16 protein-coding genes are annotated in these 21289 nt (G+C 71.0%); 1 reads left to right on the top strand and 15 read right to left on the bottom strand.

All coding sequences use genetic code 11. The features are described 5' to 3' along the window. Nucleotides 1–15 precede the first annotated feature (15 nt). From tmk to bldG, 8 genes are all read right to left on the bottom strand, one after another. Nucleotides 16–3192: a dTMP kinase gene (gene tmk / locus ACFYO0_RS33640; RefSeq protein WP_388683723.1), complete on the bottom strand. Its 3177-nt coding sequence runs from the start codon at nucleotides 3190–3192 to the stop codon at nucleotides 16–18. A gap of 77 nt (nucleotides 3193–3269) precedes the next feature. After that, nucleotides 3270–6089 (bottom strand): type I DNA topoisomerase, encoded by a 2820-nt coding sequence (gene topA / locus ACFYO0_RS33635; protein WP_388683721.1) that lies wholly within the window; start codon nucleotides 6087–6089, stop codon nucleotides 3270–3272. Nucleotides 6090–6430: 341 nt separating this feature from the next. Then, complete coding sequence (locus ACFYO0_RS33630; RefSeq protein ID WP_388683718.1) at nucleotides 6431–6628, bottom strand: hypothetical protein; 198 nt, start codon at nucleotides 6626–6628, stop codon at nucleotides 6431–6433. Nucleotides 6629–6849: 221 nt separating this feature from the next. Then, a complete protein-coding gene (locus tag ACFYO0_RS33625; RefSeq protein ID WP_388683716.1) occupies nucleotides 6850–8367 on the bottom strand; it encodes a methyltransferase in 1518 nt (505 codons plus the stop codon). A 136-nt stretch (nucleotides 8368–8503) separates the two neighbouring features. Continuing rightward, nucleotides 8504–9094: a small secreted protein gene (locus ACFYO0_RS33620; RefSeq protein WP_388683713.1), complete on the bottom strand. Its 591-nt coding sequence runs from the start codon at nucleotides 9092–9094 to the stop codon at nucleotides 8504–8506. Nucleotides 9095–9310: 216 nt separating this feature from the next. Further along, nucleotides 9311–11716: a sodium-translocating pyrophosphatase gene (locus tag ACFYO0_RS33615; protein ID WP_388683712.1), complete on the bottom strand. Its 2406-nt coding sequence runs from the start codon at nucleotides 11714–11716 to the stop codon at nucleotides 9311–9313. A gap of 322 nt (nucleotides 11717–12038) precedes the next feature. Further along, nucleotides 12039–12479, bottom strand: a complete 441-nt coding sequence (locus tag ACFYO0_RS33610; protein WP_388683709.1) for an ATP-binding protein — start codon at nucleotides 12477–12479, stop codon at nucleotides 12039–12041. 144 nt (nucleotides 12480–12623) lie between these two features. Then, on the bottom strand, nucleotides 12624–12965 hold the full coding sequence (gene bldG / locus ACFYO0_RS33605; RefSeq protein WP_003975386.1) for an anti-sigma factor antagonist BldG: 342 nt from the start codon (nucleotides 12963–12965) through the stop codon (nucleotides 12624–12626). Between the two features lie 80 nt (nucleotides 12966–13045). Between bldG and ACFYO0_RS33600 the strand changes: the two genes are divergently transcribed. Continuing rightward, a complete protein-coding gene (locus tag ACFYO0_RS33600) occupies nucleotides 13046–15553 on the top strand; it encodes a DEAD/DEAH box helicase (protein WP_388683707.1) in 2508 nt (835 codons plus the stop codon). A gap of 195 nt (nucleotides 15554–15748) precedes the next feature. Here the strand turns inward: ACFYO0_RS33600 and ACFYO0_RS33595 are convergent, their stop codons facing one another. The 7 genes from ACFYO0_RS33595 to ssd form a co-directional block, all read right to left on the bottom strand. Beyond that, nucleotides 15749–16201 (bottom strand): Rv3654c family TadE-like protein, encoded by a 453-nt coding sequence (locus ACFYO0_RS33595; protein ID WP_388683705.1) that lies wholly within the window; start codon nucleotides 16199–16201, stop codon nucleotides 15749–15751. Continuing rightward, nucleotides 16198–16608, bottom strand: a complete 411-nt coding sequence (locus tag ACFYO0_RS33590) for a TadE family type IV pilus minor pilin (RefSeq protein ID WP_388683702.1) — start codon at nucleotides 16606–16608, stop codon at nucleotides 16198–16200. Before ACFYO0_RS33590 ends, ACFYO0_RS33595 begins: the two co-directional genes overlap by 4 nt. Then, entirely contained in the window at nucleotides 16595–16855 is a 261-nt protein-coding gene (locus ACFYO0_RS33585; RefSeq protein ID WP_388683699.1) for a DUF4244 domain-containing protein, read from the bottom strand. The genes ACFYO0_RS33590 and ACFYO0_RS33585 overlap by 14 nt, the downstream gene beginning before the upstream one ends. 108 nt (nucleotides 16856–16963) lie before the next feature. After that, complete coding sequence (locus ACFYO0_RS33580; RefSeq protein WP_388683697.1) at nucleotides 16964–17737, bottom strand: type II secretion system F family protein; 774 nt, start codon at nucleotides 17735–17737, stop codon at nucleotides 16964–16966. Continuing rightward, complete coding sequence (locus tag ACFYO0_RS33575; RefSeq protein WP_388683978.1) at nucleotides 17734–18573, bottom strand: type II secretion system F family protein; 840 nt, start codon at nucleotides 18571–18573, stop codon at nucleotides 17734–17736. The genes ACFYO0_RS33580 and ACFYO0_RS33575 overlap by 4 nt, the downstream gene beginning before the upstream one ends. A gap of 32 nt (nucleotides 18574–18605) precedes the next feature. Further along, complete coding sequence (locus ACFYO0_RS33570; protein ID WP_388683694.1) at nucleotides 18606–19772, bottom strand: TadA family conjugal transfer-associated ATPase; 1167 nt, start codon at nucleotides 19770–19772, stop codon at nucleotides 18606–18608. A 410-nt stretch (nucleotides 19773–20182) separates the two neighbouring features. Continuing rightward, nucleotides 20183–21286, bottom strand: coding sequence for a septum site-determining protein Ssd (gene ssd, locus ACFYO0_RS33565; protein ID WP_388683692.1), 1104 nt, complete (start codon nucleotides 21284–21286; stop codon nucleotides 20183–20185). Between the last annotated feature and the right edge of the window lie 3 nt (nucleotides 21287–21289).

Genomic DNA, 21289 nt, shown 5'->3' with positions numbered 1-21289 from the left:
AAGGCGTGCAAGCCGTCAGCGCCCGCGACGCCCCCGTCGGCCACGCCCCTCATCGAGGTCATCGTCCTCACGCGGGCCCAGCAACTCGTCCGCCAGCGTCGGGAGATCGTCCAGCGGGGTCTCCTCTGCCCAGTCCGAGCGGTGCCGCCGAGGCGAACCCCCCTCGGCCTCGACCTGGGGCAGCTCACGGGTGCGGGCGTCGGAGCCGTCGGGCGCCGACCGCTCGTCGCGGAAGTACCCCGGAGGCACCCGGCGCGCCGGGTCGCTGCCCCGCTGCTCGCCGCCACGGTCGTCCCGTACGGCCTGGTCCTCCCTCACGGGAGGAAGAACGGCCGTCTCGTCCGCGTCCGGGCGCACCGGAGGAAGCACCGCCGTCTCGTCCGCGGCCCCCTCCGGCGCCGGAGGCTGCGGCAGCACGGCTGTCTCCTCCGCGTCGGGCCCGGTCTCGGGAGCGTCGCCGGGCGGCACGGGACGCAGCACCGTGGTCTCGTCGTCCACCGGCCCACCAGGCGCGTTCGTGGGCGGCACGACGGGCGTGAGCGTCGGCACCGTGACCTCGTTGTCGGGGGTGGTCGCCGGGGTACCGGTACCCGAATCCTCCATCGCGGCAGCAGCCTCAGCTGCCGCAGCCCTTCGGGCCTCCTCCGCCCGGAGCAACGCCTCCTCGGCCTTCCGCTGCTTCTCCAGGCGCCGCGCCTCGGCCTCCGCCCGGAGCCTCGCCTCCTCCTCGGCCTGCTTGCGCAGGCGCTCCTGCTCGGCCGCGCGGGCCTGCTCCTCCGCGAGCCGTCGCTTCCGCTCCTCCTCGGCCCGCCGACGCGCCTCCTCGGCCTGCTGCCGGGCCACCTCGGCCTGCCGCTCCAGCTCGCGCCGCTGGGCCTCCTCCAGCTCGCGCCGCTTGCGTTCCTCTTCCTCCGCGCGCAGCCGGGCGAGCTGCTCCTGCCGCTCGCGCTCCAGGCGCTCCTCCTCGGCCTTGCGGGCGGCCTCTTCCTCGGCGCGCCGCCGCGCCTCCTCCTCGGCCGCCTTACGGGCCTCCTCCTGGGCCTTCACCTCGGCCTCGGAGAGCGGCAGCATCATGTCGAGCCGGTGCCGGACGACGGTGGTGACGGCCTCGGGCTCCTGCCCGGCGTCGACCACCAGGTAGCGCGTGGGGTCGGCGGCGGCGAGCGTCAGGAAACCGGCCCGCACGCGCGCGTGGAACTCGGCGGGCTCCGACTCCAGCCGGTCCGGCGCCTCCGTGAACCGCTCCCTCGCGGTCTCCGGCGGCACATCGAGCAGCACGGTCAGATGAGGCACAAGCCCATTGGTCGCCCATCGCGAGATCCGCGCGATCTCGGTCGGGGACAGATCTCGACCGGCCCCCTGGTACGCCACGGACGAGTCGGTGTAGCGGTCCGAGATGACCACCGCGCCCCTCTCCAGCGCGGGCCGCACCACGGTGTCCACGTGCTCGGCGCGGTCGGCGGCGTACAGCAGCGCCTCCGCGCGGTTGGACAGCCCGGCCGACGACACGTCCAGCAGGATCGATCGCAGCCGCTTGCCCACGGGTGTGGCCCCCGGCTCGCGCGTCAGCACGACCTCATGTCCCTTGGACCGGATCCACTCCGCGAGCGCCTCGGCCTGCGTCGACTTCCCGGCCCCGTCACCGCCCTCCAGGGCGATGAAGAACCCGTTCGCAGCCGGTGCCGTCGCGGGCTCGTCCCCGCCTCGCAGCGCGTCCCGCAGGTCGTGCCGCAGCGGTACGCCGGAACGGTCGTCGACCTTGGCCAGCACCAGCGCGGCGACCGGCAGCAGGAGCGCGCCGACCAGCATCAGGGTGAACGCCGCGCCCCCGTGCGCGAACACGAACTTGCCGTTCTCCAACCGGTGGGGCCCGATTGCCGCCGCCAGCACGGGGGCCACGAGGGCGCCCAAGGCGACGTAGACCCGTACGACCGCGTGGAGATGTTCCGTCGTACGCGCCCGACGGTGGTCCTCGACCTCCTGGTCGAGCAGCGTGTGCCCGGTGTTCGCGGCGATGCCCGCGCCGATGCCCGCGAACGCCGTGATCAGGATCACCGTGGCGACGTCCGGGACGATCCCCGCGGCGAGCAGCGCGAGGCCCGTGAACGCGATGGCCAGCGAGAGCAGCCGGCGCCGCGACAGCGGCGGCAGCACCTTCGGAGCCGTACGGATGCCTACGACGACGCCGCCCGTCAGACCTGCCACCAGCAGCCCGTACGTCACCGGCCCGCCGCGCAGGTCCGTGGCGTGCAGCACGGAGACGGCGACCGCGGCGGCGACCGCCCCGGCGACGGCCGCACAGGCCAGGACCAGCAGCGGAAGCGAACCCGTACGCCCCTTGTCGACGCCGGTGCCCGACTTGGGGCGGCGCAGGCCCTCGAGCGGCGACCGCGCGCGGGGGGTGCGTGCGTCGGGCAGTTCGAGGACGGTCAGCACCGACAGGGAGGCGGCGAACAGGCCCGCCGCGACGTATGACGCGAGCGCCGCCTGATGCTGGTCGAACCAGGCGATTCCGGCGCCCAGCAGGTTGTTGAGGAGCCCGGCCACGACGAGAGCGGCGGCCGCGAGGGGAACCGCCACGAATCCTGTACGCAGCGACAGGCGCCGCAGCGTCTCCGTGTGGTCCGGCAGGGGACGGACCGCCGCGCCCTCCAGGGGCGCCGCGGGCAACAGGGCGGGCGCCGCGCTCTCCCGGCACACCGTCCAGAAACGCTCGGCGACTCCGGTGACGAACGCGGTCACCAGGATCGCGGCCAGCGCGTCGTCGGGCGTCCAGTCGATCCACAGGGGCGCGATGATCAGCAGCACGGCCCGTACACCGTCCGCGCCGACCATGGTCCAGCGGCGGTCGAGCGGCCCCTCCTGAGAGGTCAGGGAGGTGAGCGGTCCGAGGAGTACGGCTCCGAAGAGCAGCGTCGCGAGTATCCGCGCCCCGAAGACGGCCGAGACGGCGAAGGCCACCCCGCGGTAGTTCCCCCCGAAGGACCCCGCCGCGACCGCCGCCTGGAGCGCGAGCACGACCAGGACGAGCAGCGCGAGGGCGTCGCCGACGCTGCCCACGAGCTGAGCGCTCCACAGCCGCTTCAACTGCGGTACGCGGAGCAGTGCGCGGACGGCGCGCTCTCGTGAATCTGCGACCAGGGCGTCGTCTGGGGCCGGGGTGTGGGCCGTTGGCTGCTCCGCTCGCGTCATGCGTTCAGCCTATCGGGAGGCGCCGACAACCCCGAAGGGCGGCCACCACATGCGGACGAGGGGCCTCCGCGGGGCGCTCAGCCCTCCGAAGCCGTCGCCTTCTTGGTGGCTGCCTTCTTGGCCGGAGCCTTCTTGGCAGCCGTCTTCGAAGTCGTCGTCTTCTTGGCTGCCGTTTTCTTGGCAGGGGCCTTCTTGGTGGCCGTTTTCTTCGCGGGGGCCTTCTTGGCCGTCTTCTTGGCGGGTGCCTTCGCGCGCTTCTCCGCGAGCAGTTCGTAACCCCGCTCCGGCGTGATCTCCTCGACGCTGTCGCCGGACCGCAGGGTCGCGTTGGTCTCGCCGTCGGTGACGTACGGCCCGAAACGCCCGTCCTTGACGACGACCGGCTTCCCGCTGACCGGGTCCTCGCCGAGCTCCTTCAGCGGCGGCTTGGCCGCGGCGCGCCCGCGCTGCTTGGGCTGGGCGTAGATCGCGAGGGCCTCTTCCAGCGTGATCGTGAAGAGCTGGTCCTCGGACTGCAGCGAACGCGAGTCCGTGCCCTTCTTCAGGTATGGCCCGTAGCGCCCGTTCTGCGCGGTGATCTCCACACCCTCGGCATCCTTGCCGACGACGCGCGGCAGCGACATCAGCTTGAGCGCGTCCTCCAGCGTCACCGTGTCCAGGGACATCGACTTGAAGAGCGAGGCCGTACGCGGCTTGACGGCGTTCTTGCCGGTCTTCGGGGTGCCCTCGGGGAGCACTTCGGTGACATACGGCCCGTAGCGCCCGTCCTTGGCGACGATCTGGTGGCCGGTGACGGGGTCGGCGCCCAGCTCGAAGTCGCCGCTCGGCTTGGCGAGCAGTTCCTCCGCGTACTCCACCGACAGTTCGTCCGGAGCCAGATCGTCCGGGACGTCCGCGCGCTGGTGGTTCTCGGAGTCCTTCTCACCGCGCTCGACGTAAGGGCCGTAGCGCCCTACGCGCAGCACGATGTCGTTGCCCACGGGGAACGACGACACCTCGCGGGCGTCGATCGCGCCAAGGTCGGTGACGAGTTCCTTGAGGCCGCCCAGGTGGTCCCCGTCGCCGTTGCCGGCCTCGGCGGCGCTGCTGTCGCCGCCCGCGCCCTCACCGAAGTAGAAGCGCTTCAGCCACGGCACGGCGCGCGCCTCGCCCCGCGCGATGCGGTCGAGGTCGTCCTCCATCTTCGCGGTGAAGCTGTAGTCGACGAGCCGCCCGAAGTGCTTCTCCAGGAGGTTGACCACGGCGAAGGACAAGAAGGAGGGCACCAGGGCCGTGCCCTTCTTGAAGACATAGCCGCGGTCGAGGATGGTCCCGATGATCGACGCGTACGTCGACGGGCGGCCGATCTCGCGCTCCTCGAGCTCCTTGACCAGGCTGGCCTCGGTGTAGCGGGCCGGAGGCTTGGTCGCGTGGCCGTCGACCGAGATCTCCTGGGCGGACAGCGCGTCGCCCTCGTTGACCTGGGGCAGCCGGCGCTCGCGGTCGTCCAGCTCGGCGTTCGGGTCGTCCGCGCCCTCGACGTACGCCTTCAGGAAGCCGTGGAAGGTGATCGTCTTGCCGGACGCGCTGAACTCGGCGTCCCTGCCGTCCGCTGCGCGGCCACCGATCTTCACCGTGACGGAGTTCCCGGTCGCGTCCTTCATCTGGGAGGCGACAGTGCGCTTCCAGATCAGCTCGTAGAGCCTGAACTGGTCGCCGGTCAGTCCGGTCTCAGCAGGCGTACGGAAGCGGTCCCCGGAGGGGCGGATCGCCTCGTGCGCCTCCTGCGCGTTCTTGACCTTCCCGGCGTACGTCCGCGGCTGCGCCGGCAGATAGTCGGCACCGTACAGCTGTGTGACCTGCGCGCGGGCCGCGGCGACCGCGGTGTCCGAGAGGGTCGTGGAGTCTGTACGCATGTAGGTGATGAAGCCGTTCTCGTACAGCTTCTGTGCCACCTGCATCGTGGCCTTCGCGCCGAAGCCGAGCTTGCGCGAGGCCTCCTGCTGCATCGTCGTCGTACGGAACGGGGCGTACGGGGAGCGACGATACGGTTTCGACTCGACGGACCGTACGGAGAAGTCGGTGTTCTCCAGGGCGGCGGCGAGCGCGCGAGCGTTCGCCTCGTCCAAGTGGAGCGTGTTCGCGCTCTTGATCTGCCCGAGCGAGTCGAAGTCGCGCCCCTGGGCGACACGCCTGCCGTCGACCGTGGTGAGGCGCGCGACCAGGGAGGACGGGTCGCTCGAGTCGCCGGCGCGACCGGTACCGAAGGTGCCCGTCAGATCCCAGTACTCGGCGGAACGGAACGCGATGCGCTCGCGCTCCCGCTCGACGACCAGGCGGGTCGCCACGGACTGGACTCGGCCCGCCGACAGACGCGGCATGACTTTCTTCCAGAGCACCGGCGAGACCTCGTAGCCGTAGAGGCGGTCGAGGATGCGGCGCGTCTCCTGGGCGTCGACGAGCTTCTGGTTGAGCTCGCGCGGGTTGGCGACGGCGGCCTGGATCGCGGCCTTGGTGATCTCGTGGAAGACCATCCGCTTGACGGGGACCTTGGGCTTGAGCACCTCCTGGAGGTGCCAGGCGATGGCCTCGCCCTCGCGGTCCTCATCGGTGGCGAGGAAGAGCTCGTCGGAGTCGCGCAGCAGGTCCTTGAGCTTCTTGACCTGGGCCCTCTTGTCGGCATTGACGACATAGATGGGCTGGAAGTCGTGCTCGACGTCCACGCCGAGGCGGCGTACCTCGCCGGTGTACTTCTCGGGCACCTCCGCGGCGCCGTTGGGGAGGTCGCGGATGTGCCCGACGCTCGCTTCGACGACGTAGCCGGGGCCGAGATAGCCCTTGATCGTCTTCGCCTTGGCAGGCGACTCGACGATGACGAGTCGGCGGCCGCCGTGTGCGGTCTCGCTGGTCGGGGACAACTTCGCTCTTCTCTCCGGTCGACGCAGGGGGTTCACCCCGGGTGCTGGTCCCAGGGGTCGGGTCGTGCTGACGCTGCGGAGTGTGACGGTACATCCCGCCCCCGTGTCAAACGGGAAAAGCCCGCAACGGCCACTCGAACGGTAACCCGACTCCCGGCATTCCTGCCGCCCGGAGTGCGGACCTGCTGTTTCGGCGCTAAACGGAGGGTGATCTCTCAGTTACCGAAACGGCGGAATCATGACGGCTGGAGATCTTGCTCCTGACCCTTCGGAGGCAACAACTCCGGTTCACCGGAGGGCATCGCTCCGGAAACGGGAGTCACATCGGAACACTCGCCCGTTCAGACGCGTGTGAAGCACCACACCGCGAGAAGCAGTGCGGTCGTCCCGGCGAAGCTCGCGACCATCGCGGACGCGGCCGGGCTCATCCCGTCGGCGACGGGTTCGCGGTGCCGCAGCCGGGCCGCGGTCCACACCAGCAGCCCGGCTCCGAACAGGGCGAACACCGATCCCGCGAAGACCGCCGGTCCGTTCTCCATGGTTCGTTCCCTTCGCCCTTGGGTGCCCAAGGACGGGAGACTGACACCTCCGGGAAGCGGGCACGCGAACCCACGGTGAACGCACGGCGGACAGAGCCGTGCGGCTCGCCGCGCACACCACACGCACAGCGCCGTGCCAGCTCGGTTCGAATGTGCGGCCGGAGCGATTTCGCGCCATCCATGACGGCTCGGCGGTCGTGGGCTTCCGCCCACCCGGCTGCTCATCCGGCGGGCTCGAGAAATCCCTGCTCGATCAACAGCCGGATCTGCGCGGGCGTACGGTCCCGCAGCAACACCGGGTCCTCGCCGATCAGTTGGGCGATGGCGTCCAGAATCCGCCCCGCGCTGAGCTGGCCGTCGCACACACCCGCGAAGCCCGCGCCCACCGTGTCCACCCTGGTGGCCCGCCGCATCCCGCGGTTCTGGCGCAGTACGACATGCTCCGGATCCTCTGCGCCGGGCAGCCCCACCTGCTCCTGAACGATCTCGCCCGCGAGCTTGAAATGCCCGGCGAGCAGCGCCGCGTCGTCGTGCCCACGCAGATAGTCCACGCGGTCGAAGTGCGCGCGCACCGTCTCGCCGAGCGGCTGTTCGACGGGATGCGGCCACTCCTCCACGACGACCGAGGGCTGCGCGGCCCCCGACTTGCGCAGGGTGATCCACCCGAAGCCCACGGCTCTGACCTTCCGCGTCTCGAACTCGTCGAGCCACGCGTCGTACCGCGTCTGGTACTCCACCGGATCCGAACGATGATCACCGGCGTCCCGCAGCCACAGTTCGGCGTACTGCATGACGTCCTGCACCTCGCGCTGCACGACCCACGCGTCACAGTCGCGCGGCACCCACGAGCGCAGCCGGTCCTGCCAGTCCTCCCCCTCCACGTGCTGCCAGTTGGCAAGGAACTGCGCATAGCCCCCTTCGTTGAGATGAGCGCCCGCCCCTTGAACGAGTGCCCGGCACAGATCGTCCCCGCCCATCCCGCCGTCCCGGTAGGTGAGCCGGGCGCCGGGAGAGATGACGAAGGGGGGATTGGAGACGATCAGGTCGTACGTCTGCTCGCCCACCGGCTCGAACAGCGAGCCCTCGCGCAGATCGGCCCCCGGGGCGCTGGACAGGGCGAGCGTGAGCGCGGTGATGTGCAGCGCGCGCGGGTTGACGTCGGTCGCGGTCACACGCGTGGCGTGCTGTGCGGCGTGCAGCGCCTGGATTCCGGAGCCGGCGCCGAGATCGAGCGCCGACGCGACGGGCGTACGCACCGTGACGCCCGCCAGGGTCGTGGACGCGCCGCCCACGCCGAGTACGACCCGTTCGTCATGACTGCCGATGCCGCCGGCTCCGCCGACCGCGCATCCGAGGTCCGAGACGATGAACCAGTCCTCGCCGCCGGGTCCCCCGAACGGCCGGACATCGACCGTCGCCGCGACCTCGTCGCCGCCGGTCCGCATCAGCCAGCCGCCCTCCAGGCAGTCCTGAACCGGCAGTACGTCCGCCACGCGCGCGTGCCGCACGGGCTGCTGCAACAGGAACAGCCGCACGAGTGTCTCCAGCGGCGTGTCGCCCCGGGTCGCCCGGAGCGCGGGCACGGTCTCGCTCCGGGCCAGCGCCGCGTACGCAGAGGCGCCCAGCAGATCGAGCAGGCCGTCGGCGCTGAAGGAGGCGCCCAGGAGGGCGTCCCGCAGCCGCGCGGTGACGTCGGAACGGTCGGTCGAGGGCAGCGTTGCCAGGCTGGTGTTACTCACGCCTCCATTGTTGCCGCTCCCGCCGACGGGACGCGTGTCCCTGTGGACAACATGCCGCCTGTGGACAACATGCCGATGGCCCGGCACGCGCGCGTACCGGGCCATCTCTCGGCTGACGAACGATCGGTCTCCTGGGTCAGCCGTTGGTCGCCGACGGCGACCCGGAGGCGGACTTGCAGCTCTCCTGCTTGGCCATCGCCTGGCCCACCTCGCCCTCCTGCAGCTTGTTGAGGGAGACGTTGCCGCTCTGGCCCAGCTTGTCCAGCTCGGTGGCGATGTCCTTGAGCCCGTCCGCGAACTTCCCCTGGTCCTTCGTGTCGAGCGCGTCGACCTGCTTCTTGAGGTCGGCGTACGACGTGGAGATGCCGTTGAGCTCCTTGACGGCGTCCGCCTGCTTCTTCTCGCCGTCCTCGACATCCGGCGCCCCGGCCTTGTTCACGGCGGCGCCGATCGCCTTGTAGGCGTCGGACATGTCCTGGAAGGCCTGGGAGTCCGTCTTCTGGACGTCGGCCGGCGTGCTGTTGTCCGAGGTCTGCTTCTGGATGGAGGTGTTGGCGGCCTCGATCTTCTTCGCCTGCGGCTGCACCTCGTCACAGACCTCTTTGGCCCAGGAGTTCAGCTTTTCGCTGCTGTCGTCTCCGCCACATCCCGACAGCGCCAGTACCAGTACCGCACCGCCGGACAGTGCGGCCGCGAGCTTCTTGTTCACCGGATTGGTCCCTTCCATGGCTCTCGGCCCCGGAACATACACGCCAAGTGGGCGACACCCACGAGATGGAAGTCCGATTTGTAAAATATTGTAGCCATTTGTACCAAGCGAGAGAAGGCTCACGAACCCGGTGTCAAAACCCGAGAGCGGGCGGACAGCGCGTCAAGACGCGCCGCCCGCCCGCTCGTTGTGCGGAACCTGACCAGCCGTAAGGCCAAGCCGTGGAGCAATCCCCTAGGAAACCACCGCCGCATCCTCCGACTTGGAGACCGGTTCGGAGTTGCCTTCGTCACCTACGGCGATACCGCGCCGTTTGGACACGTACACCGCGCCCACGATCACGGCGATCGAGAGCACCGCGATGAGTACGCGCATACCCACGCTCTTGTCCTCGCCGTAGCTGAATTCGACCACCGCGGGCGCGATGAGCAGCGCCACCAGGTTCATCACCTTCAGCAGGGGGTTGATCGCGGGTCCCGCGGTGTCCTTGAAGGGGTCGCCGACCGTGTCGCCGATCACCGTCGCGGCATGGGCCTCACTGCCCTTGCCCCCGTGGTGGCCGTCCTCGACGAGCTTCTTCGCGTTGTCCCAGGCGCCGCCGGAGTTGGCGAGGAAGACCGCCATCAGCGTGCCCGTGCCGATCGCGCCCGCGAGGAACGAGCCGAGCGCACCGACCCCGAGCGTGAAACCGATCGCGATCGGCGTCAGCACCGCGAGCAGGCCTGGTGTGGCCAGTTCGCGCAGTGCGTCCTTGGTACAGATGTCGACGACACGCCCGTACTCGGGCTTCTCGGTGTAGTCCATGATCCCGGGGTGCTCGCGGAACTGCCGCCGCACCTCGTAGACCACGGCCCCGGCAGACCGCGACACCGCGTTGATCGCCAGCCCCGAGAAGAGGAAGACGACCGCGGCGCCCGCGATGAGCCCGACCAGGTTGTTGGGCTGCGAGATGTCCATCATCAGGTTCATCGGAGCGCCCTCGCCGCTGACCCGCTCGCCCACTTCGTTCGCGGCCGTGAGGATCGCGTCGCGGTACGAGCCGAAGAGCGCCGAAGCCGCGAGTACGGCCGTGGCGATGGCGATGCCCTTGGTGATGGCCTTCGTGGTGTTGCCCACCGCGTCCAGGTCGGTGAGCACCTGGGCGCCCGAACCCGTGACATCGCCGGACATCTCGGCGATGCCCTGCGCGTTGTCGGAGACCGGCCCGAAGGTGTCCATGGCGACGATGACGCCGACCGTGGTGAGCAGCCCGGTACCGGCCAGCGCGACGGCGAAGAGCGCCAGCATGATCGACGTACCACCGAGCAGGAACGCCCCGTACACGCCGAGCCCGATCAGCAGGGCGGTGTAGACGGCCGATTCCAGACCGACGGAGATGCCGGCGAGGACGACGGTGGCCGGGCCGGTCAGCGAGGTCTTGCCGATGTCCCGTACGGGACGGCGGGTCGTCTCGGTGAAGTAGCCCGTCAGCTGCTGGATCAGCGCGGCCAGCACAATGCCGATCGCGACAGCGACGAGCGCGAGGATCCGCGGATCGCCGCCGTTGTCCAGGATGGCCGTGTCCGTGACGCCGTCCAGATCGGCGTACGAGGACGGCAGGTAGATGAAGACGGCCGCGGCCACCAGCGCCAGCGAAATCACCGCGGAGATGAAGAAGCCGCGGTTGATGGCGCTCATTCCGCTGCGGTCGGCCCGTCGCGGCGCCACCGCGAAGATGCCGATCATCGCGGTGATCACGCCGATCGCGGGCACGATCAGCGGGAACGCGAGCCCTGAGTCGCCGAACGCCGCCTTGCCGAGGATCAGCGCGGCGACGAGCGTGACGGCGTACGACTCGAAGAGGTCGGCGGCCATACCGGCACAGTCGCCGACGTTGTCGCCCACGTTGTCGGCGATGGTCGCGGCATTGCGCGGATCGTCCTCCGGAATGCCCTGCTCGACCTTGCCGACCAGGTCGGCGCCGACGTCGGCGGCCTTGGTGAAGATGCCGCCGCCGACACGCATGAACATCGCGATCAGCGCGGCACCAAGACCAAAGCCCTCCAGGACCTTCGGCGCATCGGCCGCGTACACCAGCACCACACAGGAGGCGCCCAGCAGACCGAGCCCCACCGTGAACATGCCGACGACGCCGCCTGTGCGAAAAGCGATCTTCATGGCTTTGTGCGAGACGGCGGTGAGATCCTTTTCGGGTTCACCTTCCGCCGGGGTCGCTTCCCGTGCCGCGGCGGCCACGCGGACATTGCTGCGGACGGCGAGCCACATGCCGATATAGCCGGTGGTCGCCGAGAACGCCGCGCCGATCAAGAAGAAGACCGATCGTCCGGCGCGCTGATTCCAGTCGTCCGCGGGCAGCAGCATGAGCAGGAAGAACACCACGACGGCGAATACGCCGAGCGTACGCATCTGCCGTCCCAGGTAGGCATTCGCGCCCTCCTGAATCGCCACCGCGATCTTCTTCATGCTGTCGGTGCCCTCGCCTGCCGCGAGGACCTGGCGGACCAAGATCCCGGCGACGACAAGCGCCGCAAGGGCGACGGCCGCGATGACCATCACGATGAGGCGGTTGTCGTCGGTCAGTACTGCGGCTGCGAAGGTTGTGGGCTGGCCAAACTGATGAGGGGTAGAAAGCCCCGCCATTCGTCCTCCTTGACGCCTGTGCTGAGCTCAAGATGTGGACGGATTGTAGGTACCGGAACCTGATCAAAACAGTGCGCGGTAAGTGGAATCGGCCTTCACATGCTCTTCAGTAAATGATCCACGGACCATCATGGAACCCGAAAGTGGTAATGCCCCAAAAGCATTGACGCTTGATCCGTTGACGCGCGACAGGCAGTAAACCCGATCATAAGGCTGATCGTGAATTCATTCACGATAGCGCCTGCGCAATCCACGTGCACGAGCGCGCACGAGAAAGGGCCCCGCTGAGCAGGGCCCTTTCCGTACTGCGTTGGGTGAGGGGTCAGGGAACGAGCGTGGCCGGCGGCGTGGTGGGCCAGCTCATCCTGATCAGTCCGCCGTTCTCACCGGCGGTGACCTCCACGTCGTCGACGAGGCCGCTGATGACCGCGAGGCCCATCTCGTCCTCCTCGGTCTCCGCGTCCGACTCGTCGGCTCCGCCATGGGCCCCCGGCACCTCGCCGGGAGCCGTATGCGGCGCCTCGTCGCCGACCTCGATGGAGAACTGCTTCTCCTCCTCGATCAGCAGCACCCGCACCGGCGCCGTGATACCGCCGCTCTGGTGCAGTCCGACGGCCCGCGTACAGGCTTCGCCGACGGCGAGCCTGACCTCGTCGAGGACGGCCTCGTCCACTCCGGACCTGCGCGCCACCGCTGCCGCCACCAGTCGGGCGGTCCTGACGTGCTCGGGCAGCGCGCTGAAGCGGAGTTCAACGGTGGCCATGCATCCCCCTCGGAACTACGGGCGTGCTGTCAGGGGGCCGGGCCGCCGAAGCCCGAACCCCCCTCGTTGACTTTCTTCCGTCCCGGACCCACGGCCCGGAACCGGCCTTCGGCCAAGGGCCGCTCGGTCGCGACCGAGGACCGCTCAGTCGGTGGCCGCTACCGCTTCCTCGACCGAGGTGTGGATGGGGAACACCTTGGTGAGGCCGGTGATGCGGAAGATCTTCAGAATGCGCTCCTGGTTGCAGACCAGTCGCAGCGAGCCCTCGTGGGCGCGCACCCGCTTCAGGCCGCCTACCAGCACGCCGAGTCCGGTGGAGTCGAGGAAGTCCACGCCCTCCATGTCGACGACAAGATGAAAACTGCCGTCGTTCACCAGCTCGACCAGCTGCTCGCGCAGCTTGGGCGCGGTATATACATCGATTTCGCCACCGACTTCGACGACCGTACGATCGCCGACGGTACGTGTCGACAGGGACAGGTCCACGGATCCTCCAGCACCTTGCTATCGAGCGGTCGCCCCTCGGGACACCTCGGCGGCGCCCCCGGGACTGTTCGCCAGCCGCGATGGCATTCAATCACTTACCGGCAGGCGTGCACGACGCCTTAGGCCCATTGTCCGTCACGCCAGTGACACACTCGATGCCGATGGCCAAGAATCCCAGGTCCGACCGACCCTCGACGGACACCGCTTCCCGCCCCGCTCCGGGCACGGTTCTCGACCGGCTCGCCTCGGGGCCGAGCCGGGCTTTGCGCATCACTCATACGGAGCACTTGCCCGCACGTGAGGGTCGCCATGCCGTCTGGCCCGACCGGATCCGCTCCGAGGTGATCGCGGCGGTGCAGGCAGCGGGCATCGAGCACCCCTGGGCCCACCAGGCACAAGCCGCCGAGCACGCCCTGGACGGCGAATCAGTGATCGTCGCCACAGGCACCGCCTCGGGCAAGTCGCTGGCGTACCTCGCACCGGTGCTGTCGTGTCTGCTCGACGGCTCCGAAGCCGCCAACGGCCGCGGTGCGACCTCCCTCTACCTCGCTCCGACCAAGGCCCTCGCGGCGGATCAGTGCCGAGCCGTGAAGAAAATTTCACATCCTCTGGGCAACACGGTGCGTCCCGCCGTCTACGACGGGGACACTCCCGTCGAGGAACGCGAATGGGTGCGCCAGTACGCCAACTACGTCCTGACCAACCCCGACATGCTGCACCGCGGGATACTGCCCTCCCACCCCCGCTGGTCCTCCTTCCTGCGCGCCCTGCGCTATGTCGTCATCGACGAGTGCCACACCTACCGCGGCGTCTTCGGCTCACACGTCGCCCAGGTACTGCGCCGGCTGCGCCGCCTGTGCGCGCGGTACGGCTCCTCGCCCGTCTTCCTCCTCGCCTCCGCGACCGCCGCCGAACCGTCGGTGGCCGCTCGCCGTCTGACCGGCCTCCCGGTCGTCGAGGTCGCGGACGACGCCTCACCGCGTGGCGAACTGGTGTTCGCCCTGTGGGAGCCTCCGCTCACCGAACTCCACGGCGAGAAGGGCGCCCCCGTCCGCCGTACCGCCACCGCCGAGACCGCGGACCTCCTCACCGACCTGACCGTGCAGGGCGTCCGCTCAGTCGCCTTCGTACGCTCCCGCCGTGGCGCCGAGCTGATCTCGGTGATCGCCCAGGAACGGCTCGCCGAAGTCGACCGCTCCCTGGCCCGGCGCGTGGCCGCGTACCGCGGCGGCTACCTCCCCGAGGAACGCCGCGCCCTTGAGCAGGCCCTCCACTCCGGCGAACTCCTCGGCCTCGCCGCCACCACCGCCCTCGAACTCGGCGTCGACGTCTCGGGACTGGACGCCGTGATCATCGCGGGCTACCCCGGCACGAGGGCCTCGCTGTGGCAGCAGGCAGGCCGCGCGGGACGCTCCGGGCAGGGCTCTCTCGCGGTCCTGGTGGCCCGCGACGACCCACTGGACACCTTCCTCGTCCACCACCCGGAGGCCCTGTTCGACCAGCCCGTGGAGTCCACCGTCCTCGACCCCGACAATCCGTACGTCCTCGCACCCCACCTGTGCGCCGCCGCCGCCGAACTGCCTTTGACTGACGAGGACCTGCCGCTCTTCGGCCCGGCCGCCGCCGATCTGCTTCCACAGCTGGAGGCCGCGAAGCTGCTGCGCCGCCGTACGAGGGCATGGCACTGGACGCGCCGGGAACGAGCCGCCGACCTCACGGACATCCGCGGCGGGGGCGGCAGTCCCGTACAGGTCGTCGAGGCCGGTTCGGGGCGGCTACTGGGCACGGTCGACGCCGGCGCCGCGCACACCAGCGTCCATGACGGGGCGGTCCACCTCCACCAGGGCCGTACGTACCTGGTGAAGGAACTGGACCTCGAGGACTCGGTCGCCCTGGTGGAGGAGGCCAACCCGCCGTATTCGACGGTCGCCCGCGACACAACGGCCATCTCCGTCCTGGAAACGGACATCGAAGTCCCCTGGGGCGAGGGCCGGTTGTGCTACGGCTCCGTCGAGGTCACCAACCAAGTCGTCTCCTTTCTGCGTCGTCGTGTCATCACCGGCGAGGTGCTCGGCGAGACGAAACTCGACCTCCCTCCTCGTACGCTCCGCACCCGCGCCGTGTGGTGGACGGTCACCGAGGACCAGCTCGACGCCGCCCGTGTGACCCCGGAGATCCTCGGCGGCGCCCTGCACGCCGCCGAGCACGCGTCGATCGGCATGCTCCCGCTGTTCGCCACCTGCGACCGCTGGGACATCGGCGGCGTCTCCATCCCCCTGCACCCGGACACCCTCCTCCCGACGGTCTTCGTGTACGACGGCCACCCAGGCGGGGCGGGCTTCGCCGAGCGCGCCTTCCATACGGCTCGCGAGTGGCTCACGGCCACCCGCCAGGCCATCGCCTCCTGCGAGTGCGAGGCCGGCTGCCCGTCCTGCATCCAGTCCCCCAAGTGCGGCAACGGCAACGACCCACTGCACAAGCGGGGGGCCGTGCGATTGCTGACGGTTCTGCTGCAGGGGGCGCCCGGGGGACGAGAGGCCGGGGCCGCCTCGGGGGCAGGGGCCAGGGGTGAGGGGGCGGATGGGTAGCTCGGCGAGAGCGCCGGCTCCCTGCCATCGGCCCAAGCGGCGTGCCCAGGCCAACGGCCGGAAGCGGAGTTATGGCGTCACCTCAGTTGCGGAGCCGACCTCGCTCCCGGGTGCGCGGTGGGCTCTTCTCGAGCTCCGTGCGCGGCCGATCCGAGTCGGCGAGTCGGGCGTCACGCGCCGGGTCCCTCCACGGGTTCAGCCCCTCTCCGGCTCCGCTGCTTCGCCCGCGGGGTGAGGCGGCGCCATCACCCCCTCAGGCTCCGCCGGAGGCTTCGGCCCCGCCGGTCCCGCCCGAGACCTGACTTCCGCGGCGAATGGGCCCCGCCCCGCCGCGACCCTGACGTCCGAGACCTCGCCGTAGACGGCACATCGCACGATGCGGGTGCCCTGGGCCCGTGCCACCCGGTCAGCCTGGGCACAGGCCGCCGTACCGCCCTCCATCCAGTGGTCCGCCGCAGCGAGTGCCGCCAAGTCGGCGGCACCGCCCGCGTGGTGACGGGTCATCACTGCTTGGCACATCGCGAGGATGGCGCCGAAGAAGACGCACAGCACCGCGATGACGCCCACCGCCGAGACGGTCGCCGAACCCCGGTCCGAGGAGAACGCTCTCTTACGCGAACCCCACCATCGCTCGCTTCGCCTCGTCATCCGCCCGCCCCCACCGTCTCCTCGGCCAGGGCGACGGCCTCGTGCTCCAGGTCGAGCGCCAGCGCGTCGGGACCCGGAGGCTTCGCCGTGACCCGCACGCGCACCAGGTCGCCGTCGCGCCGAACCGTGACCTGCGCCCCGTCCGGCGCCGTCTGCAGTGCCACCGTCGTCACCGTGCCCGGCGGGTCCTGGCGCGCTGCCGCACGTGCCCCCGCGCGGGCCGCGTCCACGCACTGGATCTGCGCGGACACGGCCATCAGGGCCCAGACCAGTGCCGACGTGAACGCGATCAGCACGGGCAGCACCACGGCCGCCTCCGCCGTCACGAACCCTCGGTCCCCGGCCAGACGTGGGACTGGGCCCCAGCCTCGTGCCGGACGGGAAGCCCGCTCCTCAGAACTGGCCATTGAGCGCTCGCTCCACGATGTCCTGCAGAGCTCCCTTGACCTGCCCACTGGTCAGCACCTCGTAGAGCAGCGCGGCGAACCCCACCGCCGCGATGAGCCCCATCGCGTACTCGGAGGTCACCATTCCGGCATCCCTCCGCGCCGACGAAGCCCTCCGTACCGCCCAGGCCGTAGGCACCTCCCAGGCCCTGCCCACCAGCGTCTGCACCCGGCCGGCCCGCACTCGTACCCGCATTGCCTTGCTCATTCGAACCCCCGTGTAGATCCGCTCTGTCGAGTCGTTCGACTCATTCACTTCGTCCAGCTCAGCCGGACCTGTTCCGTTCATCGCTCGCCCCTCACCACGCCTCGCCCGTCAACCACCACCTCCCAACACCCCGCCCGCGAGCCCGATCACCACAGGCAGCACCCCGATCGCGATGAACGCGGGCAGGAAGCACAGCCCCACAGGTGCGGTGACCATGACGGCCGCCCGCCGCGCACGAGTGGTGGCGGTACGTCCCCACTCCGCGCGGGCCTCCGCGGCGAGGCGCCCGACAGGACTCGCCGCCGGTACGCCCGACTCGCCCGCCCGCTCCAGCAGCCGGGCCAGTGCCCGGGCGCCGGGCAGCGCGGCCAGCCCCCGCCATGCCTCAGCCGGTTCACCGCCGAGCCGCACCTCGGCCGCGCCCCGCGCGAGCCGTTCTCCCACGGGCCCCTCCAGCGCCTCCCCCACGGCCTGGGCCGCCGCTACGGGACTGGCGCCCGCCACGATGCAGGCCGCCAACAGATCTGCAGCGAGGGGCAGTTGCCGCTCGGCCAGTCCCGAGTCGGACTCCTCCGCCGGAGTCGGCCTGCACTGCCACCGCCTCACCCCGAACCCGGCCGCGATCCCCACGACGATCCCGGGAACGCCGCCGACGAACACCCAGCAGGCGCTGACGGCGCCCACCATCGGCAGCCACTTCCGCATCGGGGCCCGAACGTCGAAGCGTCGTCCGGTCGGCGCCGGTTCCACGACCAGCACCGCTCCCAGCCGCCTGCGCACCCTCCGCTCCCGCCGCGCCGCCCCCAGGACCCACGCGAGCGACCACAGCCCCGCCGCCAGGCACAGGGCCACACCCAGCTTGTGGAAAGTCTCCGGGCTCATCCCGCCTCCGCCAGCCGTACGATCCGCAGCGCCCACCACAGCCCGGCGCCCTCCAACGCCCCGCCGACCAGCAGACAGCCGAGGCCCGCTCCGGTGTGCAGCACGACGTGCAGCGGGTCGGCGCCGAGCGCGGTGCCGAGGAGCAGACCCAGCAGGGGCAAACCGGCGAGCAGAACCGCCGTCGACCGTGCTCCCGCCAACTGGGCGCGCAAATCGGCCCGTTGATCCCGATCCGCGCGAAGCGCCGCCTCCAGCCGGTCGAGCCCGTCCGCGAGTCCGGCACCCCGGTCCACGGCGACCCGCCAGCACGCGGCGAGCCCCAGCAGTCCCTCGGCGCCCGGCCGCCGTGCCGCATCGGTGAGCGCGCCGGGCACATCCCCGCCGAACCGCGCCGCCGCCAGCACCACTGCCTGCGCATCGCCGAGCCCGCCCGAGTCACGAGCGGCCCGCAGCAGCGCCTCGCCCGGCTGCCGCCCGGCGCGCACCTCCCCCGCAAGCGTCCCGCACAACGCGATCACCGCATCGGCCCACCGCTCCCGGGTACGCCGCGCCTGACCGGCCCGTCGAGCCCGCCTCACCAGCGGCACTCCGAGCGCGCCCACGACAAGCGGCACCACGGAAGCCCCCAGCAGAGCGACCACCACCCCGGCGACCAGCGACCACCACTCGCCCCGATGCCGATGCAGTCGCCGTAGCCATTCCACGGCCGGCGCTACCCGCTCCCGCGTCGGCGGTCCGGTCCCTGCCACCTCGCCACCCGCACACAGCAGTTGAGCCCGACGAGCGCCTGGCCCTTGGCCACACATCAGCCAGGCCGCCGCCCCGGCACACACCATCGCCGCACCCACCGACACCTCACCGATCCCCGTCACAAGCCCTCACTCCTCTCACCGAGCAGCCCCCGCAGCCGCTCCCATCCCCGCTCATAGGCGAAGGCCTCCGCGCCCCAGCGCAGCGCCGGCACCGTCACGACGAGCCCTGCCGGGTCCCGCTCCAGAACATGCACTTCGGCGATCCGCCGCCGCCCGGCCCGGTCGCGTGCAAGATGGAGCACCACCGAAAGGGCGGCCGCCACCTGGCTGTGCAGGGCGGCCCGGTCGAGCCCCGCCGCCGTGCCCAGCGCCTCCAAGCGGGCGGGCACCAATGACGCGGCGTTCGCGTGGACGGTGCCACCGCCGTTGTGGCCGGTGTTCAACGCGGCCAGCAGATGGACGACTTCGGGCCCGCGCACCTCGCCGACGACCAACCGGTCCGGCCGCATCCGCAGGGCCTGACGCACCAGGTCCTGGAGGGTGACGAGTCCGGCGCCCTCCTGGTTGGCGGGTCGAGATTCGAGGCGTACGACATGGGGATGGTCAGGGCGAAGCTCCGCCGAGTCCTCGGCGAGCACGATCCGCTCACCCGGTCCGATGAGCCCCAGCAGGGCACTCAAGAGCGTGGTCTTGCCGCTGCCCGTACCGCCGCTGATCAGGAACGACAGCCGGGCATCGAGCAGTGCCCTGAGTACCCGGTCGCCGCCCGGGGGTACGGTCCCCGCGGCCACCAGTTCGTCGAGGGTGAACGCCCGCGGCCGTACGACCCGCAACGACAGGCACGTCGAGCCGACCGCGACCGGTGGCAGCACGGCATGCAGACGCGTACCGTCCGGAAGCCGGGCGTCGACCCAGGGGTGCGCGTCGTCGAGCCGCCGCCCGGCCACGGCCGCGAGGCGCTGCGCGAGCCGTCGTACGGCCGCCGCATCCGCAAAGCAGACGGCCGTCAGCTCCAGGCCGCCGCCACGGTCCACCCACACCCGGTCGGGCGCCGAGACCAGCACGTCGGTCACTGAGGGATCGGCGAGCAGCGGCTCCAGCGGACCCGTCCCGACCAGCTCGGAGCGCAATCGCTCGGCCGCACCGAGCACTTCGGCGTCTCCCAGCACCCGCCCCTGGTCCCGCAACGCCTGCGCCACCCGCGCCGGAGTCGGCTCGGCCCCACTCTCGGCCAGCCACTGCCGCACCCCGTCCAACAGCTCTTCATCCGCAGGCCAGTTCACGCCGGCCTGCCCGCCGCCCAGTCTCGCGTCCGCCGGCAATCCCACGCACGCACGTCCACCGACCGGCCCCGCAACCGCAGCCCTCCGCACTCCTGCTCGCCCGCCGGCCGGCCCCGTATCCACAGACCAGGCCACGCCCGTACGACCACCCGCCGACCTCGCGTCCGCGGGCAAGCGCACACCCGCAGGCTCACCGACCGGCCCCGCAACCACAGACGGCCCAACTCCCGCTCGCCCGCTGGTCGGCCCCGCATGCGCAGGCCAGTTCACGCCCGTACGACCACCCGCCGACCTCGCGCCCGCAGACGAACCCACACCCGCACGCCCGCCCAACGTCCCAGCGTCCACAGGCAACCCCGCAACACCCGTACGCCCACCGAGCCCTTCGCCACGCAGGCGCGTGCTCCCGCTCATACGCCGCCTCCCGCCATCGCGGCCCGCTCCCAGAACGCCGAGCAGAAGCGGGCAAGCGGCCCCCGTGCGTCGGCTCCGGGCGGAGCCCCGCGTTCCTGGGCCACCGGCAGTCCCACTTCCACGGGGACTTCGCCCGCCAGGGGCAGCCCGAGGAGTCGGGCCACCTCCTTGTCGTCCAGGCCGGGTGCGTACGGCCCTCGTACCGCGACCCGTAGATCGCGCAGGACCATGCCGACCACGGACGCCACCCGCCCTGCCGCCGCGACGGCGCGCAGTTCGGCGGGGACCACGAGGAGTCCGAGGTCCAGCTGGGCGAGAACCTCTGCGACTCCTTCGTCGATCCGACGCGGCAGGTCCACGACCACCGTGCCGCCTCGTCGGCGGGCCGCGGCCAGCACAGCGCGTACGGCCTCGGGGGCGATGACGACACAGTCGCCGCGATCCCAGCTGAGGACCCGCAGGGCGTGCAACTCGGGCAGCGACTCCTCCAGAGCGCCGCCGCCGACCCGGCCGCGCGAGCCGGCGAAGGCCGGCCAGCGCAGGCCCTCAGCTGTCTCGCCGCCGAGGAGTACGTCGAGTCCGCCGCCCAGCGGATCCGCGTCCACGAGCAGAGTGCGCCGCCCCTCGCGCGCCGAGGTGACCGCGAGCGCGCAGGCGAGCGTGGACGAACCGGCCCCGCCGCGGCCGCCGATCACGCCGACGGTGAGCGCGGGCGGGCCGACTCCTTCCGCCACATCGGCGATCCGATCGACCAGCCATTGTTCGCCATCGGGCAGCAGCAGGACATGGTCGGCGCCGATCTCCACGGCCCGCTGCCATACCCCCGAATCGTCCTGGTCCCGCCCTACCAGCACCACTCCGCGCCTGCGCACGGCCCCGCGCACCCGACGCGCGGCATCGTCGCCGACGAGCACCAAGGGCGCCGTCTCCCAGCCGCCTCCGCGCTCCGGCACCCCATGGTGGACCTCTGGCCTGGCGCCCGCCGCGGCACACAGCCGCAGCAGGTCGTCCAGCAGTTCCACGTCCTCCGTGACGATCAACGGCCTGCCCTGTCGCCCTTCGGCGGCCGACTGCCGGTCGTGTGTGATGGCTCCAGCCACGAT

The sequence above is a fragment of the Streptomyces sp. NPDC006365 genome, assembly GCF_042870755.1.
Lineage (GTDB): Bacteria > Actinomycetota > Actinomycetes > Streptomycetales > Streptomycetaceae > Streptomyces > Streptomyces xiangluensis.
This window is presented reverse-complemented; position numbering and strand designations above follow the sequence as displayed.

Excerpts from the sequence above, each read along its gene's own strand:
- tmk (WP_388683723.1), bottom strand. The coding sequence starts at position 3,192 with ATGACGCGAGCGGAGCAGCCAACGGCCCACACCCCGGCCCCAGACGAC.
- ACFYO0_RS33630 (WP_388683718.1), bottom strand. The coding sequence starts at position 6,628 with ATGGAGAACGGACCGGCGGTCTTCGCGGGATCGGTGTTCGCCCTGTTC.
- ACFYO0_RS33620 (WP_388683713.1), bottom strand. The coding sequence starts at position 9,094 with ATGGAAGGGACCAATCCGGTGAACAAGAAGCTCGCGGCCGCACTGTCC.
- ACFYO0_RS33615 (WP_388683712.1), bottom strand. The coding sequence starts at position 11,716 with ATGGCGGGGCTTTCTACCCCTCATCAGTTTGGCCAGCCCACAACCTTC.
- ACFYO0_RS33610 (WP_388683709.1), bottom strand. The coding sequence starts at position 12,479 with ATGGCCACCGTTGAACTCCGCTTCAGCGCGCTGCCCGAGCACGTCAGG.
- ACFYO0_RS33600 (WP_388683707.1), top strand. The coding sequence starts at position 13,046 with ATGGCATTCAATCACTTACCGGCAGGCGTGCACGACGCCTTAGGCCCA.
- ACFYO0_RS33595 (WP_388683705.1), bottom strand. The coding sequence starts at position 16,201 with ATGACGAGGCGAAGCGAGCGATGGTGGGGTTCGCGTAAGAGAGCGTTC.
- ACFYO0_RS33590 (WP_388683702.1), bottom strand. The coding sequence starts at position 16,608 with ATGGCCAGTTCTGAGGAGCGGGCTTCCCGTCCGGCACGAGGCTGGGGC.
- ACFYO0_RS33585 (WP_388683699.1), bottom strand. The coding sequence starts at position 16,855 with ATGAGCAAGGCAATGCGGGTACGAGTGCGGGCCGGCCGGGTGCAGACG.
- ACFYO0_RS33580 (WP_388683697.1), bottom strand. The coding sequence starts at position 17,737 with ATGAGCCCGGAGACTTTCCACAAGCTGGGTGTGGCCCTGTGCCTGGCG.
- ACFYO0_RS33575 (WP_388683978.1), bottom strand. The coding sequence starts at position 18,573 with ATGGTGTGTGCCGGGGCGGCGGCCTGGCTGATGTGTGGCCAAGGGCCA.